The organism is Streptomyces sp. LS1784, from assembly GCF_020103755.1.
In the GTDB taxonomy this organism is placed as follows: Bacteria; Actinomycetota; Actinomycetes; order Streptomycetales; family Streptomycetaceae; genus Kitasatospora.
This window is the reverse complement of the sequence record NZ_JAHSQD010000206.1, coordinates 1-13,060: the sequence shown is the minus strand read 5'-3', so window position 1 is coordinate 13,060 and position 13,060 is coordinate 1. Positions and strand designations below refer to the sequence as shown.

General features: G+C 73.4%; 17 protein-coding genes. 8 read left to right on the top strand and 9 right to left on the bottom strand.

The window, feature by feature from the left end; all coding sequences use genetic code 11:
• The first annotated feature begins 231 nt into the window (after positions 1-231).
• Together KS423_RS22920 and KS423_RS22915 are read left to right on the top strand one after the other, a co-directional pair.
• Positions 232-618 carry an antibiotic biosynthesis monooxygenase gene (locus KS423_RS22920; RefSeq protein WP_263455149.1) on the top strand — a complete coding sequence of 129 codons (387 nt, stop codon included), beginning with the start codon at positions 232-234 and terminating at the stop codon, positions 616-618.
• A 67-nt stretch (positions 619-685) separates the two neighbouring features.
• A complete protein-coding gene (locus KS423_RS22915) occupies positions 686-1,354 on the top strand; it encodes a hypothetical protein (RefSeq protein WP_224281475.1) in 669 nt (222 codons plus the stop codon).
• 37 nt (positions 1,355-1,391) lie between these two features.
• Here KS423_RS22915 and KS423_RS48080 read toward each other — a convergent pair whose 3' ends face one another.
• From KS423_RS48080 to KS423_RS22895, 4 genes are all read right to left on the bottom strand, one after another.
• On the bottom strand, positions 1,392-2,093 hold the full coding sequence (locus tag KS423_RS48080; protein ID WP_224281474.1) for an NPCBM/NEW2 domain-containing protein: 702 nt from the start codon (positions 2,091-2,093) through the stop codon (positions 1,392-1,394).
• Positions 2,094-2,230: 137 nt separating this feature from the next.
• Entirely contained in the window at positions 2,231-2,902 is a 672-nt protein-coding gene (locus tag KS423_RS22905) for a DsbA family oxidoreductase (RefSeq protein ID WP_224281473.1), read from the bottom strand.
• 131 nt (positions 2,903-3,033) lie between these two features.
• The gene (locus KS423_RS22900; protein WP_224281472.1) at positions 3,034-3,516 is read right to left on the bottom strand and encodes a hypothetical protein; all 483 of its coding nucleotides are present in this window, start codon (positions 3,514-3,516) and stop codon (positions 3,034-3,036) included.
• Positions 3,513-4,130 (bottom strand): hypothetical protein, encoded by a 618-nt coding sequence (locus KS423_RS22895; RefSeq protein ID WP_224281471.1) that lies wholly within the window; start codon positions 4,128-4,130, stop codon positions 3,513-3,515. The genes KS423_RS22900 and KS423_RS22895 overlap by 4 nt, the downstream gene beginning before the upstream one ends.
• Before the next feature lie 88 nt (positions 4,131-4,218).
• Between KS423_RS22895 and KS423_RS22890 the strand changes: the two genes are divergently transcribed.
• Positions 4,219-5,076 (top strand): hypothetical protein, encoded by an 858-nt coding sequence (locus KS423_RS22890; protein ID WP_224281470.1) that lies wholly within the window; start codon positions 4,219-4,221, stop codon positions 5,074-5,076.
• Here KS423_RS22890 and KS423_RS22885 read toward each other — a convergent pair.
• Positions 5,052-5,495, bottom strand: coding sequence for a MerR family transcriptional regulator (locus KS423_RS22885; protein WP_224281469.1), 444 nt, complete (start codon positions 5,493-5,495; stop codon positions 5,052-5,054). The two genes, KS423_RS22890 and KS423_RS22885, sit on opposite strands and share 25 nt — an antisense overlap.
• Before the next feature lie 62 nt (positions 5,496-5,557).
• Between KS423_RS22885 and KS423_RS22880 the strand changes: the two genes are divergently transcribed.
• Positions 5,558-6,547 carry an oxidoreductase gene (locus KS423_RS22880; RefSeq protein ID WP_224281468.1) on the top strand — a complete coding sequence of 330 codons (990 nt, stop codon included), beginning with the start codon at positions 5,558-5,560 and terminating at the stop codon, positions 6,545-6,547.
• A gap of 94 nt (positions 6,548-6,641) precedes the next feature.
• On the opposite strand, the gene KS423_RS22875 is transcribed toward KS423_RS22880, so the two are convergent.
• Together KS423_RS22875 and KS423_RS22870 are read right to left on the bottom strand one after the other, a co-directional pair.
• Entirely contained in the window at positions 6,642-7,040 is a 399-nt protein-coding gene (locus KS423_RS22875) for a hypothetical protein (protein ID WP_224281466.1), read from the bottom strand.
• 152 nt (positions 7,041-7,192) lie between these two features.
• Positions 7,193-7,909: a chitinase gene (locus KS423_RS22870; protein ID WP_224281465.1), complete on the bottom strand. Its 717-nt coding sequence runs from the start codon at positions 7,907-7,909 to the stop codon at positions 7,193-7,195.
• A 240-nt stretch (positions 7,910-8,149) separates the two neighbouring features.
• Between KS423_RS22870 and KS423_RS22865 the strand changes: the two genes are divergently transcribed.
• Entirely contained in the window at positions 8,150-10,093 is a 1,944-nt protein-coding gene (locus tag KS423_RS22865) for a tetratricopeptide repeat protein (protein WP_224281463.1), read from the top strand.
• Between the two features lie 21 nt (positions 10,094-10,114).
• Here KS423_RS22865 and KS423_RS22860 read toward each other — a convergent pair whose 3' ends face one another.
• Complete coding sequence (locus tag KS423_RS22860) at positions 10,115-10,336, bottom strand: DUF6011 domain-containing protein (protein ID WP_224281462.1); 222 nt, start codon at positions 10,334-10,336, stop codon at positions 10,115-10,117.
• 61 nt (positions 10,337-10,397) lie between these two features.
• Here KS423_RS22860 and KS423_RS48075 point away from each other — a divergent pair, with 61 nt between their 5' ends.
• The gene (locus tag KS423_RS48075) at positions 10,398-10,616 is read left to right on the top strand and encodes a hypothetical protein (RefSeq protein ID WP_308020230.1); all 219 of its coding nucleotides are present in this window, start codon (positions 10,398-10,400) and stop codon (positions 10,614-10,616) included.
• Here KS423_RS48075 and KS423_RS22850 read toward each other — a convergent pair.
• Positions 10,600-11,001, bottom strand: coding sequence for a helix-turn-helix domain-containing protein (locus tag KS423_RS22850; protein WP_224281461.1), 402 nt, complete (start codon positions 10,999-11,001; stop codon positions 10,600-10,602). The two genes, KS423_RS48075 and KS423_RS22850, sit on opposite strands and share 17 nt — an antisense overlap.
• 102 nt (positions 11,002-11,103) lie before the next feature.
• On the opposite strand from KS423_RS22850, the gene KS423_RS22845 reads away from it, so the two are divergent.
• Together KS423_RS22845 and rarD are read left to right on the top strand one after the other, a co-directional pair.
• Positions 11,104-11,955, top strand: a complete 852-nt coding sequence (locus KS423_RS22845) for an SDR family oxidoreductase (protein ID WP_224281460.1) — start codon at positions 11,104-11,106, stop codon at positions 11,953-11,955.
• Positions 11,956-12,122: 167 nt separating this feature from the next.
• A partial coding sequence (gene rarD / locus KS423_RS22840) for an EamA family transporter RarD (protein WP_224281459.1) occupies positions 12,123-13,060 on the top strand: 938 nt, incomplete at its 3' end.

Below are 13,060 nucleotides of genomic sequence, written 5' to 3'. Positions count from 1 at the left end.
GCATCGCGACCCGGTATGACAAGAGCCCGGAAAGCTACCTCGCCGGCCTTCACCTCCGCGCCTCGATGATCTGGATCGATGATCTCCTGCTGACCACTGATTGATCACAACATCACACAGGCCCTAGTGCCGTACCGGCCGACGTTCGCCCCGGTGTTCCACGGCGGAGGAGCCCGGACGGTTTGGCAAAGAGCTGGATCCCTTGTGGATCCCGTTCGGCAAAGACGTGGGATGGTCAGGTGCGTCCCGCCTTACGGTGATGCCGTGAGCAATGATGCGAAAGCGCCTGTCGTGCCCGTCGAGGCCTATGAACCCCCCTACTACGCGGCTGTCTTCACTGCGGTGCGAACCCAGGAGCAGAGCGGCTACAGCGAGACCAACGAACGCATGGAAGACCTGGTGAAGGACATCCCGGGGTACCTGGGGATGGACTACGCGCAGACTCCTGGCGGGCTGGCCATCACCGTCGCGTACTTCCGTGACGCCGAAGCCCTCACGGAGTGGCGGACCAACGCCGAGCACCGCGCGGCGCAGCGGCGCGGGCAGGCCGAGTGGTACCAGCGCTACACGCTGCACGTGGCGAAGGTGGAGCGGAGCCACGGGTTCGTGCGGGAGTAGCTTCCGCAGGGCCCGGCAGCCGGAAAACCGCAGGACAACCCGCGTCGACGTCCGGTACGACATCACGGTGAGACTGCGAACGAAGATCCACCGGGCCCGCCTCGGCCGGGACGAGTACCGGGTGATCACCCCGGTGCGGCAGGCCGCCGGCGCCTTCCTCCATGCGAGCCCGGGCAGTTGGTTCATGGACCTGCACCTGGACCGGCAGGGGGCCGAGGACCTCGCCACCGTCTGGGCCCTGGCGGCCCGCTCACGGTGCTCCCTGATCCACCTGCCGCTGCGTGCCAACACCGGTCCGGCCGGGCTGTCCGATGTCCCGCCCGAGGACCGGCTGGACCTCCTGCTCGTCCACCACAGCCTGGGCTTCCCGCCGTCCCGCTGGAAGGAGGTCCGCTCCCGGCTGGGCGCCGGGATCCCGCACACCGTCGACCTCCCGGTCACCGACTTCGACGGGGAGGACGCGGACCGCCCCTTCACCCACCGGCGCGACGAACTCCGCTTCGCCGGCGCCGCCGGGACGCTCGTGGTCACCGGCAGCCCCACCGCCTTCCGCCGGACCGGCTCCCAGCTCTACGAGCTCAGCCGCGAGGCCCCCGGCTGGCGCTTCGGGTGGCGTCCCGACGCACACTACTGCGTGACCCTCACCCACGAGGGCTGGGGCTCGGCCCGTGCGGCCAAGGGCGTCCCGGCGAGCCTGCACGTCGCCTACGCCCACCGCTGGCGCGCCGCCCAGTGAGCGGGAAGTCGGCCCGGCCGACTTCTCAGGAGGTGGGTCAGCGCTTCAGCAGCGGCTCCGCGATCACCAGCCGGGCGGCCTTCGACGGGTGGCAGTCACTGCCGGTGCTGTAGGCGATCCCGAGGCGGATGCCACCGGTGATGTCGACGTCGACGGTCTGTGGGTTGCCCACACCGACGGGGAACGAGGCGAGCTTCCGGTCGTCGACGAACACCTCGACGGTGATCGCGTTGTAGGGAGAGTTGTCGTCGATGCCGACGGCGGAGGCGGTGAAGCGCTTCCAGCTCCGCCCGATGTTGTAGTCCACCCACCCCCGGCTGGGGCAGGTCGACATCCCGAGGGCGTCGTCGTACGGCTTCGCGTTCAGCGTCCCCGTGACCGGGCCCAGTGCCGGGCCGTTGGTGTCGACGTAGGTCATCAGGCTGAGCCGCTGGGTGTCCGGCCCGGCACCGGCGGATCCCGGGGCGGTGGTGCCCGTCGCGCTCGCGGTGACGGTGACCGTCGCGCTCGGCAGGGTGACGGTCGGCCCCGGCACGGTCTGGATCGCGGTGGCCTGCGTCGCGGTCGGGGGATTGACGACGGCGGGCAGGCCGAAGAAACCGAGCAGGAGCCCCAGCAGGCCGGTGCCGGCGGAGATCAGCGCGGCGATCTCACCGAGCGGGCGCTGCCGTTGCGCACCGTTGCCCGGTGCCTCCGGGGCGGATCCCTGCCGGTGCGGATCCGGTTGTACGCCGCTCACGGAACTCCCCCCCTGGCGTCTCGTCGTTGCGCCCGGCAAGTGTTCAGCACGGGGTACGGCCGCGTCCAGGTGTCGGACACGCGGGAAGTCCGGCGCGCAGGAAGGTCGGACGGGCCGACTTCCTGCGCAGCGGCCCCTTACTCCTTCGGCGCGAGCGGCGTCAGCGGCAGGGCGACCCGGCTCTCCCAGGCCTGCTCCAGTGCCCGGGTGAACGTTTCCGCAGGCTGGGCGCCCGAGACGCCCAGCCGCCGGTCCAGGACGAAGAACGGCACGCCCGTCGTCCCCATGGCGCCCGCCGTGGTCTCGTCCTCGCGCACCGCCTCCGCATACGCCTCCCGGTCGGCCAGGACGGCCGCGGCCGCCTCGCCGTCCAGGCCCGCCTCGACCGCCAGCTCGACCAGCCGGCCCGCCTCGAAGGCCGAGCGCTCCTCGGCGAAGTTCGCCCGGTACAGCGCGTCCAGCAGCCGGCCCTGGCGGCCGTGCTCCTTGGCGAAGTGCAGCAGGCGGTGCATGTCGAAGGAGTTCGCGGCGTCGCGGCCCTCGCGCAGGTACGGCAGGCCCTCGGCGTGCGCGTTCTCGGCGATCCGGGCCTCCGCCGCCTCGGCCTGCTCCAGGCTCATCCCGTACTTGGCGGCGAGCAGCGGCACCACCGGACGGGCCTCGTGCGGCGCCCGCGGGTCCAGCTCGAAGGAGCGGTGGACGACCTCCACCTCCTCGCGGTGCGGGAACGCCGCCAGCGCCTGCTCGAACCGGGCCTTGCCGATGTAGCACCACGGGCAGTTGATGTCGCTCCAGATCTCCACGCGCACGGCGCCGCACTCCTTCCAGCCTTGCGCGGACCTCCCGCGCCGACGCCCACCGGAACGCCTTCGGGGTGCCTGGATATTTCTCCCACTGAAATATCCAGGTGCGAGGGCCCGGAGCACCTCGGCCTGCCGCCTCAGGTCCGGTTCCGCGCCTCGCGTTGGGCGGACACCGTGGGGATGGCGGCGATGGCCTCGGCGTAGCGGCCGTGCCTGCTCAGGATCTCGGCGACGGTTCGGTGAGCCTCGTACTCGGTGGACGACCGGAGCAGGTCGAGGGCCTCGTCCGTCCGGCCGTCCCGGTCCAGCAGCCAGGCCAGCATGGTGTCCCACTGGCCGGGCTCCTGCACGCTCAGCGCCTTCGCCTCCGCGACGCCCTCGGCGTAGCGCCCGGCCTTCGCGAGCAGGCGGAGCCGGGTGTGGCGCACGTGGGCGGAATGCGCGTCGACGTACGCGGTACCGAGGCCGTCCAGGAGCTCCAGCGCCCGTTCCGGACGGCCGTCCCTGATCAGCAGGTCGACCGCCTCGTGGAGGAGGTTCCCACGGCCGTGGTACCCGTACGTGGACCGTCCGACGCCGACGGCCTCGTCGAGGCGTCCCCGGCGGGCCAGGAACATCATGAGGCGCCGACGGGCGTACTCGCCGTCCGCCTCAAGGGCCTCGTGCAGGACGGCTTCGGCCTCCTGGAGCCGCCCCTGCTCCCCAGCGCGTCCGCGCACCGGTTCAGGGCGAGTTCCGCGTGCTCGCCGGTGGCCAGTTCGCGCAGCTGCTCGATCCGGCCCTGACCGGCGAGGAGTTCCGCGTACAGCCAGGCGATGTGCGGGACGACGGGCAGGACCGGGCCCAGCATCCGGATCGCCTCGTCCGCCCGGCCCATGCGTTCCAGGACCCGGGTGTACGGCACCAGCACCTCCGACGGCTGGTGCCGGCACCCGCGCCGGCCCTCGGCCGCCGAGCACGGGCAGTCCGCCGTACCGCCCCGGGCCCGCTCGGCGCACGGGGCGAGCAGCTCCAGGACGCGGGCGTCCCCGTGCTCCCCGTCGGTCAGATGGACCAGGGACTCCCGGATCCAGGGCTCACCGAGGTGGGGCGTCAGCACCTCGATGGCCTCGTCCACCCGCCCGGCCCGCACCAGCGCTTCGGCGAACCACCGGCACTCGGACGCCGACTCCAGGCCGGCCGCGTCCGGACGCACCAGCGCCAGCCCCTCCTCGATCCGGCCCTGCCGGACCATGATCTCGGCGGACTTCCGCAGCTATGCGACGGCGCCGACGCCGGGGCCCGACCGGAGCGGTGTCAGCCCGCTCGGACATAATCGGCGGATGTCCGAAACCTTCGTTGACCTGGGATTCGTCACCGCGCCCTCCGGGGTGCTGGTGCTCGGCATGGCCACGTGGATCGACGAGTGGCGGGAGCTGGGGGAGCCGCTGTCGGTCCGGGCCGGGGCGGCGGCGAAGGCGGGCGGCGGGCACCTCCAGGAGTGGGAGTGCGAGGCGGTCGCCGTCCCGGCCGCCGCCGACCGGCCGCTGGCGGTGCGGGCCACCACCGAGCCGTCGGCGTTCGACGAGGAGCCGACGATCGCGACGCTGGAGATCGCCCTCGGCCTGCCCTGGCCCGAGGGGGTGGACAGCCCGGTGCTGCTCGGGGACCTGCCGGTCGACCGGGGCGGCATGGCGATCGGCGACTCCGTGGGGCTGGACGCGTGGACGGGGCTGGAGGACGAGCCGGGCGACGGGCTCGCCGACCTCTCCTACTGGGGCCGGTACGGGAAGGACGCGCACGAGCGGTTCGGCGGCGAGCGGATGTCCCCGTACGGCGGGGACGAGGGACCGTACGGCTGGCTCGACCTCCCGGTGGCGGAGGCGGCCGCGCGGGAGGCCGAGATCAGCACCTGGCGGGGCGGCCTGCCCGGCCAGGGAGTGGCCACCATGGTGGAGCCGCACACCGATTACTTCCGCTTTCGGCGGGCCGGCCTGGACCACCTGCTGCACGTGGGCGAGATCGAGGTCGGCGGCTGCCGGGTGCTCGGGATCGACTGGGACCCGGGCGACCATGCCGTCCGGCACCACGGCGGGCGGGACTGGGGCCAGGCCTTTCCGGTCACCCTCGAAGCCGACGGGGCGGGCGGAACGGTGCTGCGCTGGACCATCCCGCCCTACGACGAGGACGAGGAGGACTGAGCCGGGGAGGACGAGGAATCCGCCGTCGGGTCCCAGAGCCCGGCGGCCTCGCCGCGCGCCAGGTGGTCGGCGTAGACGGCGGTCTTCCAGGCGATGAGCGAGCGGCACTCCTCCAGTGCCCGGATCCGCTCGTCGACGCGCTGCCGGTGGACGTCCAGCAGCCGCAGCCGGTCGGCTTCGTTGCCCGGTCCCTGCCGTACCAGTTCGGCGAAGCGGCGGAGGTCGGCGAGCGGCATGCCGGACTCGCGCAGCTTGATGCAGATCTCCAGCCACTGCACGTCGAGCACGGCGTACCGCCGGCGCCCGCCCGCCGTGCGCCGCACCGGGCCGACCAACAGTCCCTCGCGCTCGTAGAAGCGCAGGGCGTGGACGCTGAGCCCGGTGCGCTCGGCCACCTCGCCGATGCTGAGTTCCGTCATGCCGTCAGAGCATAGGAGCGGGACTTGATCTAGACCGTGCTCCACTTCCTACCGTCGTCGCCATGACCACCACCGGCAGGACCGCCACCGACCAGCAGCAGCCGATCGGCTCGCCCTTCTCCGCCTCCTCCACCGCCGAGGACATCCTGGCGGGTCTCGACCTCTCCGGGCGCACCGCCGTCGTGACCGGCGGCTACTGCGGTCTCGGCCTGGAGACCACCCGGGCGCTGACCGCCGCCGGAGCCGACGTGATCGTCCCGGCCCGCCGCCCGGACACCGCCCGCACGGCACTCGCCGGAACCGGGAGCCGGATCGTCCCCATGGACCTCGCCGACCCCGCGAGCGTCCGCGCCGCCGCCGGGCTGATCCGCGACTGCACGGACCGCCTCGACCTGCTGCTGGCCGTCGCAGGCGTCATGGCCACCCCCGAGCGGCGCGTCGGGCCGGGCTGGGAGGGGCAGTTCGCCACCAACCACCTCGGGCACTTCCTCCTCGCCTGCGAGCTGTACCCGCTCCTGGCCGCCGCCCCGGACGGTGCGCGCGTCGTCGTCAACAGCTCCGCCGGGCACGCCCTGACCGGCATCCGCCGGCACGACCTGCACTTCCGCACCGGCTACGACAAGTGGCTGGCGTACGGCCAGTCCAAGACCGCCAACGCCCTGTTCGCCGTGCACCTCGACGTGCTCGGACGGGCGGACGGCGTCCGGGCGTTCGCGCTCCACCCGGGCAAGATCATCACCGGCCTCCAGCGGGAGATGACCCGGCAGGAGCAGGTCGAGCGCGGCTGGGTGGACGCGCAGGGCAGGGTGATCGGCGCGGGCTTCAAGACCCCATCCCAGGGCGCCGCGACCGGTCTGTGGGCGGCCACCTCGCCGCTGCTCGGCGGCCGCGGCGGCCTCTACCTGGAGGACTGCGAGGTCGCCCGGCTCTGCGGTCCGGACACCCCGATGGACGACGGCGGCGTCCGCCCGTACGCCCTCGACCCCGACGAGGCCGCCCGCCTCTGGGGCCTCTCCCTCGCCGCGACCGGCGCCGCACCGGTGATCCGCTGACAGGGCCGCGACCGGCGCTTCCAGCGGGGGCGGCAGCGACAAGGAGCGGGAAGTCGGCCCGGCCGACTTCCCGCTCCGCGACGGCCCGGAGGCGTCAGGCGGTCAGCTCGGGGCTCCACGTGACGCCCACGTTCCCGCCCCAGTTGACGATGAGCTGGGTCTGGTAGACGTGGCCCGGGGTGGGGTTGGGGACCTGCGTGCCGACGTAGTGGGACCAGCCGAGCCCGCAGCCTGCCATCGTGTCCCACCGGTAGCCGGTGCTCCGGTCGTACAGGACCAGGTCGACCGTGCAGTTGGAGTTCGCGAAGTTGGTGTACGCGTCGGCGACCAGGGTGCTCCCGTTGACGCTGATGCACGCCTGCTGAGTGCTGCCGTTGCAGCCGCCGCCCGACGCCGCGAACGCGTTGCCCGCGCCGCCGACGGTGAACGTGCCGGCCAGTGCGGCGGTTGCTAGGGCCAGTGTCGACGCCCGTGCGATCCGCTTCGTGATCATTTTCAGCTCCTCGGAGGGGGCCGGCCCCGGTGGCCGGCAGGTGATCACGATCGGGGCGGGGTGTGGACAACCGGTCGACGGGTGATCGACGTTCGATGAACGCGGTGGTCAGGCGCACCGGGACTCCGCGCACCGAGCGGCCGAAGCGCCCGTCAGCAGGAGATGTTGCCGCCGCCCGTGTTGGTGCCCAGGGCACCGGCGAACTGCTTGAACAGGTTGATCCGGTCGTCACGCTGGTCCGGGTTCTTGCCGTCGCACTCCAGGGCACCGTTGATGGTGCGGATGGTCTCGCCGAAGCCCTTGTCGTTGACGATGGCGTCGTGCGAGGTCATCCGCCCGGCGCCGGTCTGGCTGTTCCAGAACCAGAGGGCGGTCTTCCAGGAGACAGCCGGGTCCTTCTCGGCCTTGTACGGGTCGTGCAGCAGGTCGATGTGCAGGGCGTCGCCGGCCGCCTTGTAGTTGAAGTTCCAGCTCAGCTGGAGCGGCCCGCGCCCGTAGTACGCGGACTGCCCGGCCGGACAGCCGTACGGCTGCGAAGCGTCGCAGTAGTGCGGGTAGTTGGCGGTGTTCTGCTCGACGACGTACCGCAGGCCGCCGGTCTCGTGGCTGACGTTGGCCAGGAAGGCCGCCGCCTCGCGCCTGCGGGTGGCGTCGTTGCCGGTGGTGGTGAAGTCCGGGTAGGCGCTCAGGGCGTCGACCAGGCCCTTGTAGGTGTAGAAGCCGTTCCGGTTCGGGAAGATCTGGTTGAACTGGGACTCGCTGACCACGAAGGAGCCGGCGGCGGAGGCCGGGGCGGTCTGGCCGGCGATGGCGAGGGTGCTCAGAACGGCGGCGGAGGCCGCCAGTGACAGGGTGCGCGAGAGCTTCATCGATGTCCTCGATTCCGGTGGCAGGGTTGGCACTTCGCTGGCGAAGAACCTCGGACATCGTGGTGGGCGCCGACCGCCGGCTGTGCCCCCTGGAGGTCTAAACCACCCGTACGAGTCGTATCCGATCGACGGGCTGGACGGCGGCCGCCTCCGGGGTGATCATGAGGCTGTCGGTCGCGCCGGATAGCCTCGTGCGGAGCGGGACGGAACAGGGCGAGGCCACCGGGGGAGCAGGGGCGAATGAGCGGTCGAAGCGGCGACGAGGACGACGAGCGCCTGGCGGCCGAGGGCGAGGTCGCGGTCGCCCGGCTGGCGATTCACTCCGGCGACCTGCGGCACGCCGCCGACCACCTCTGCGACGCGGTGCTCGCCGATCCCCAGCTGCCCGAACTGCACGAGGCGCTGGCCGAGTTGTGCGCGGCGGCGGGCGGCCCGGCGGCGGCCCGCGAGCTGTTCCCGCTGGACGGCCGGGTGTACCTCGGCACGGTGGCCTGCCGGGCCCACGTGGAGGCTGCCGCCGGGGACTGGGACACTGCCGTCGGCCTGCTCGCCTCCGCCGTCCAGTACGAGCCGGCCCGCCCCTGGGCGCACGCCGCCTGGCTCGCCCGCGAGGACCTGCCCGGCCTGGTCGACCCGGACGCCGTCGCCCAGGCGGTGGCCCGCGCGACCGGCGCGCTGCCCGACCCGCTCCCGGCCGAACCGGCCGACGCCGTAAGGCCGTTCCACGACTTCGTGCAGGCCGTGCTGGCCCGCCACGACGACCACGTGCTGCTGCTGGCGATGGCCTCCGGCCTGACCCGCCGGCTCGGCGACACCGCCCGCGCCGTCGAACTCGCCGAGCGGGCCCACCGGTTGGCCCCCGGCTACCTGCCCGCCGTGATGCTCGGCAACGCCCTGCGCTCGGCCGGCCGCCCGGAACGGGCGCTCGCAGTCTGGGAGGCCGAGCTGGCAAGGGTCGCACCTGATCGCGACGACTCCAGCAGCTACCTCGCCGTCGACGTCGCCGAGCTGTACGGCGCCCTCGGCCGCCCCGCCGAGGGCCTGCCCTGGCTGGACCGGGTGCTCGCCGCCGAGCCCGAGCACCCCAAGGCCGGCCCGGCCCGGTACGGGCTGCGCCACGCCCTCGACGGCGACCCGGCCCACCTGCTCGGCCTGGCCGACCACCACCGCGCCCACCCCGAGCACGAGTACGCCCAGGAGCTGCTGGAGCGGCTGAGCCACCGGGAGCCCTGGCTCGGCCTGGTCTCCGGCGCCACCGAGGCCACCGTCAACGTGCTGCACCAGGTGCTCGCCGCTTCCGACACCGACCGCGACACCGAGATCGACTGCACGGCCTCCACCGTGGAGCCGCCCAGCTCGGTGCTGGCCGTCCGGCTCGCGCTGCCGCGCTCCACCGTCGGCTACCAGGCCGTCGGCGAGCCCGACCCCCGGCTGCCGCTGACCGAGCCCACCACCCGGATCTGGGCCTGGGACGGCACCGACCCGCGCCCGGCCGTCGCCCCGCCCGCGCCGCAGAGCGCCGAACTCGTCCGCGCCACCGCCGAGATCTTCTGGCCCACCGTCCCTGCCGCCTACGACCACGCCGTCCGGCTGGCCGGGCTGCCGTTGGACGACCTGCTCGGCGTCCTGGTCCACCCGCCGATGCCGCGCGAGGACGAACTCGGCCGCGCCCTGCTCGCCCACCAGCCCGAACTCTGGGTGCGGGCCGTCCAGGTCTTCGCCTGCCTCGGCATCGCCCACCACCGCACCGACCAGCCCTGGGAGGGCTCCGAGCGCCGCCGCGTGCTGCGCGACCTGCTGCTCGGTCCAGAGGACTGGGTGGTCGAGGCGGCCGGCTTCGCGCTGGTCGCGATCGGCTGGACCCAGCCGCGGACCCGGGCCGACGTCGCCGCCCTGCTCCAGCAGCGACTGCACCACGGTGCTCGGGCCCGCCGCACCCGGGTGGTGACGATCCTCCGCTCGCTGTCCGCGCTGGTGCTCGCCGCGCCCTGGATGTCCGACGAGGACCGCGCGCTCGCCCGGCACCTGACGGCCCGGGAGGACGCCGCGGACGCCGGGGCGGATTCCGAACCGGAGACGGCGGGCCGACGGGAGACGGCGGGCCGACCGGGGACGGCGGAGGAGTCGGAGCCCGCGGGCGAGCCCCGCCCCGGCCGCCTGCGCCGCCTCTTCGGCAGAGGCTGAGGGCGGTCGCCCCGGGCCGTCCTACCCCACCCCGGGCAGCGGCTCCTGGTCGACGTCGAACCGTGCGACCCGCTCCGCCGGGTCCCGGCACTCCGGGCCCAGCCGCAGCATCCGCGACTCCGGGTCGTGCAGCGGCCGGTGGCAGCGGCGGCAGGTCACCCGCGGGCGGAGGGTCTGGGCGGTGTCCGTCCCGGGGAGCGGTTCGGGGCCGGTCGGACCGGGCGGGTTGGTCGGGCTGGTCATGGGGAGACGGTAGCCGTCCGCACCGTCAAGGCCCCCTGCCGGTGCGTGAAACGACGGGCCCATGGCCACCGACCGCAGCAGCGCAGGAGACCCGGCCCGCACCCTCGCCCTGCTCGGGGGGTTCACCGCCGACGAGCGCGCCGCCCGGAGCGCCACCCGGTCGCCGCGCGGGTCGGCGCCGCAGCCGGTGAGGCGCACGGCGGCGCGTACAGCCCGGACCACGCCCACGCCTTCGGCCCGGGTCCCGGACGGACTCGACGCCCTCATCGCAGGGCGGTAGCCCGCCCGTCGTACGCCTGGCGTGCCGCCTCGACCTCCGGCACCCGTCGCTCCGACCAGTGCGCCAGCGCCGCGACCAGCTCCGCCGCCTCCCGCCCCAGCGGGGTGAGGCTGTAGTCGACCCGCGGCGGGATCACCGGGTGCGCCTCACGCAGCACGAAGCCGTCCCGCTCCAGCGTCTGGAGGGTCTGGGCGAGCATCTTCTCGCTGACGCCGGTGACCTTGCGGCGCAGCTCGCTGAACCGGTAGCCGCGCTCGTTCAGCGCGCCCAGCACCAGCACGCCCCAACGGCTGGTGACGTGCTCCAGCACGCCCCGGGAGGGGCACATCCGGTCGAAGACGTCGGCGGGAGGCAGCCCGCCGGGCTTCAGCTCGCTTACCTTCATGTCAGTACCCTACTTTGAAGTGTGTACTTTCGAAAGGTTAGTGCCATCTCTAGGGTGAGTTTCGAGGTCAGAACCGCTTCACCACCCCCTGAGGAGCCCACCATGTACGTCGTCACCGGTGCCACCGGCCAGCTCGGCCGTCTCGTCGTCGAGGGCCTGCTGGCCGAGGTCCCCGCGAGCGAGGTGGCCGTCGCCGTCCGCTCCGCAGAGAAGGCCGCCGACCTGGCCGCACGCGGCGTGGCCGTCCGGGTCGTCGACTACGACAAGCCGCAGACCCTGGCCGGCGCCTTCGCCGAGGGCGACAGGGTGCTGCTGATCTCGGGCAGCGAGGTCGGCCGCCGGATCCCGCAGCACCGGGCCGTGGTGGAGGCCGCCAAGGCCGCCGGGGTCGCGCTGCTCGCCTACACCAGCGCGCCCGGCGCGGCCACCTTCCGGCTGGCCGACGAGCACAAGGCGACCGAGGAGCTGATCCTCGCCTCCGGTCTGCCGTACGCGTTCCTGCGCAACGGCTGGTACACCGAGAACTACCTGGGCGACGTGGCCGGCACGGTGGCGCGTGGCGTGGTGCTCGGCAGCGCCGGGGAGGGCCGGATCGCCACCGCCCCGCGCCGGGACTACGCGGACGCCGCGGTCGCGGTCCTGACCGCGAAGGACGACCGCGGGAGCGCGGTGTACGAGCTGAGCGGAGACGCCGCCTGGAGCCTGCCCGAGCTGGCCGCCGAGCTGACGCAGGCCTCCGGCCGACCGGTCGAGCACCTGGACGTCACCCCGGCCGAGCACCTGGACGCCCTGGTCGGTGCGGGCCTGCCGCAGGGCTTCGCCGAGGTCCTGGTGGACGTGGACGCGGGCATCGCGCGCGGCGAGCTGGCCGGCACCCCGGGCGATCTGGCCCGGCTGATCGGCCGTCCGACCGTCCCGCTGGCCGAGTCCGTCCGCGCGGCCCTGAACTCCTGAGCCGCCGGGGCCCCGGACTCCGGAACATCGCAGCTCCGGCCCCGGAGACGCCGGACGTGTCCGGCACTCAAGCAATGTCATGACCAAAATCCGAAAACGGAGATGACAGTCGCCCCTCCCGCCCGCTACCGTCGCCTCGACACACGCGCGCGGGAGGACACTCGGCCATGGCGGACACGGACCAGCAGGACAACGGCCGGGGACTCTGGTACGGCGTCGCCGCCTACGGCATCTGGGGACTCTTCCCGCTGTTCTGGCCGCTGCTGGAACCGGGTGCCGCCGACGACATCCTGGCCAACCGGATGGTCTGGTCCCTGGTCGCGGTCGTCCTGCTGCTGATCGCCCAGCGGCACTGGGGCTGGATACGCCCGCTGCTGCGCCAGCCCCGCCGGCTCGCCATGCTGGCCGGTGCGGCCACCGTGATCTCGGTGAACTGGGGCGTCTACATCTGGGCCGTCAACGCCGGGCACGTGGTCGAGACAAGCCTCGGCTACTTCATCAACCCCCTGGTCACCATCGCCTTCGGCGTCCTGGTGCTCAAGGAGCGGCTGCGCAGCGCGCAGTGGACGGCGGTGGGCATCGGCGCGGCCGCCGTCGCCGTGCTGACCGTCGCGTACGGGCAGCTGCCCTGGATCGCGCTCACCCTGGCGCTCTCCTTCGCCACCTACGGACTGCTGAAGAAGCAGGTCGGGCTGAGCGGGCTGGAGAGCCTGGCGGCCGAGAGCGCCTTCATGTTCCCGTTCGCCCTCGGCTACCTGGTCTACCTGGAGGTCTCCGGGCGCGGCACCTTCGGGCACACCGTGGCCGGCTCGTACGGCTGGGGGCACTCGGGGCTGCTGATGCTCAGCGGGGTGATCACCGCGATCCCGCTGCTGTTCTTCGGCGCGGCCGCCGTCCGGGTGCCGCTGACCGTGCTCGGGCTGCTCCAGTACCTGGCGCCGGTGTTCCAGTTCCTGATCGGTGTCGCGGTGTTCCACGAGTCCATGCCGCCCGCCCGCTGGGCCGGCTTCGGCCTGGTCTGGGCCGCGCTCGCGGTGCTCACCTGGGACGCGCTGCGCCAGGTGCGGGCCGACCGCGCGGCGCGGGCCGCGGCCGTGCCGCAGCC

What these genes read in the sequence shown, in the direction of transcription:
- KS423_RS22920 (WP_263455149.1), top strand. Translation starts at nt 232, where the DNA reads ATGGTCAGGTGCGTCCCGCCTTACGGTGATGCCGTGAGCAATGATGCG.
- KS423_RS48075 (WP_308020230.1), top strand. Translation starts at nt 10,398, where the DNA reads ATGGCCACCGACCGCAGCAGCGCAGGAGACCCGGCCCGCACCCTCGCC.
- KS423_RS22885 (WP_224281469.1), bottom strand. Translation starts at nt 5,495, where the DNA reads ATGACGGAACTCAGCATCGGCGAGGTGGCCGAGCGCACCGGGCTCAGC.
- KS423_RS22895 (WP_224281471.1), bottom strand. Translation starts at nt 4,130, where the DNA reads ATGGTCCGGCAGGGCCGGATCGAGGAGGGGCTGGCGCTGGTGCGTCCG.
- KS423_RS22890 (WP_224281470.1), top strand. Translation starts at nt 4,219, where the DNA reads ATGTCCGAAACCTTCGTTGACCTGGGATTCGTCACCGCGCCCTCCGGG.
- KS423_RS22850 (WP_224281461.1), bottom strand. Translation starts at nt 11,001, where the DNA reads ATGAAGGTAAGCGAGCTGAAGCCCGGCGGGCTGCCTCCCGCCGACGTC.
- KS423_RS22845 (WP_224281460.1), top strand. Translation starts at nt 11,104, where the DNA reads ATGTACGTCGTCACCGGTGCCACCGGCCAGCTCGGCCGTCTCGTCGTC.
- KS423_RS22900 (WP_224281472.1), bottom strand. Translation starts at nt 3,516, where the DNA reads ATGATGTTCCTGGCCCGCCGGGGACGCCTCGACGAGGCCGTCGGCGTC.
- KS423_RS22875 (WP_224281466.1), bottom strand. Translation starts at nt 7,040, where the DNA reads ATGATCACGAAGCGGATCGCACGGGCGTCGACACTGGCCCTAGCAACC.
- KS423_RS22860 (WP_224281462.1), bottom strand. Translation starts at nt 10,336, where the DNA reads ATGACCAGCCCGACCAACCCGCCCGGTCCGACCGGCCCCGAACCGCTC.
- KS423_RS22880 (WP_224281468.1), top strand. Translation starts at nt 5,558, where the DNA reads ATGACCACCACCGGCAGGACCGCCACCGACCAGCAGCAGCCGATCGGC.
- KS423_RS22865 (WP_224281463.1), top strand. Translation starts at nt 8,150, where the DNA reads ATGAGCGGTCGAAGCGGCGACGAGGACGACGAGCGCCTGGCGGCCGAG.
- KS423_RS22870 (WP_224281465.1), bottom strand. Translation starts at nt 7,909, where the DNA reads ATGAAGCTCTCGCGCACCCTGTCACTGGCGGCCTCCGCCGCCGTTCTG.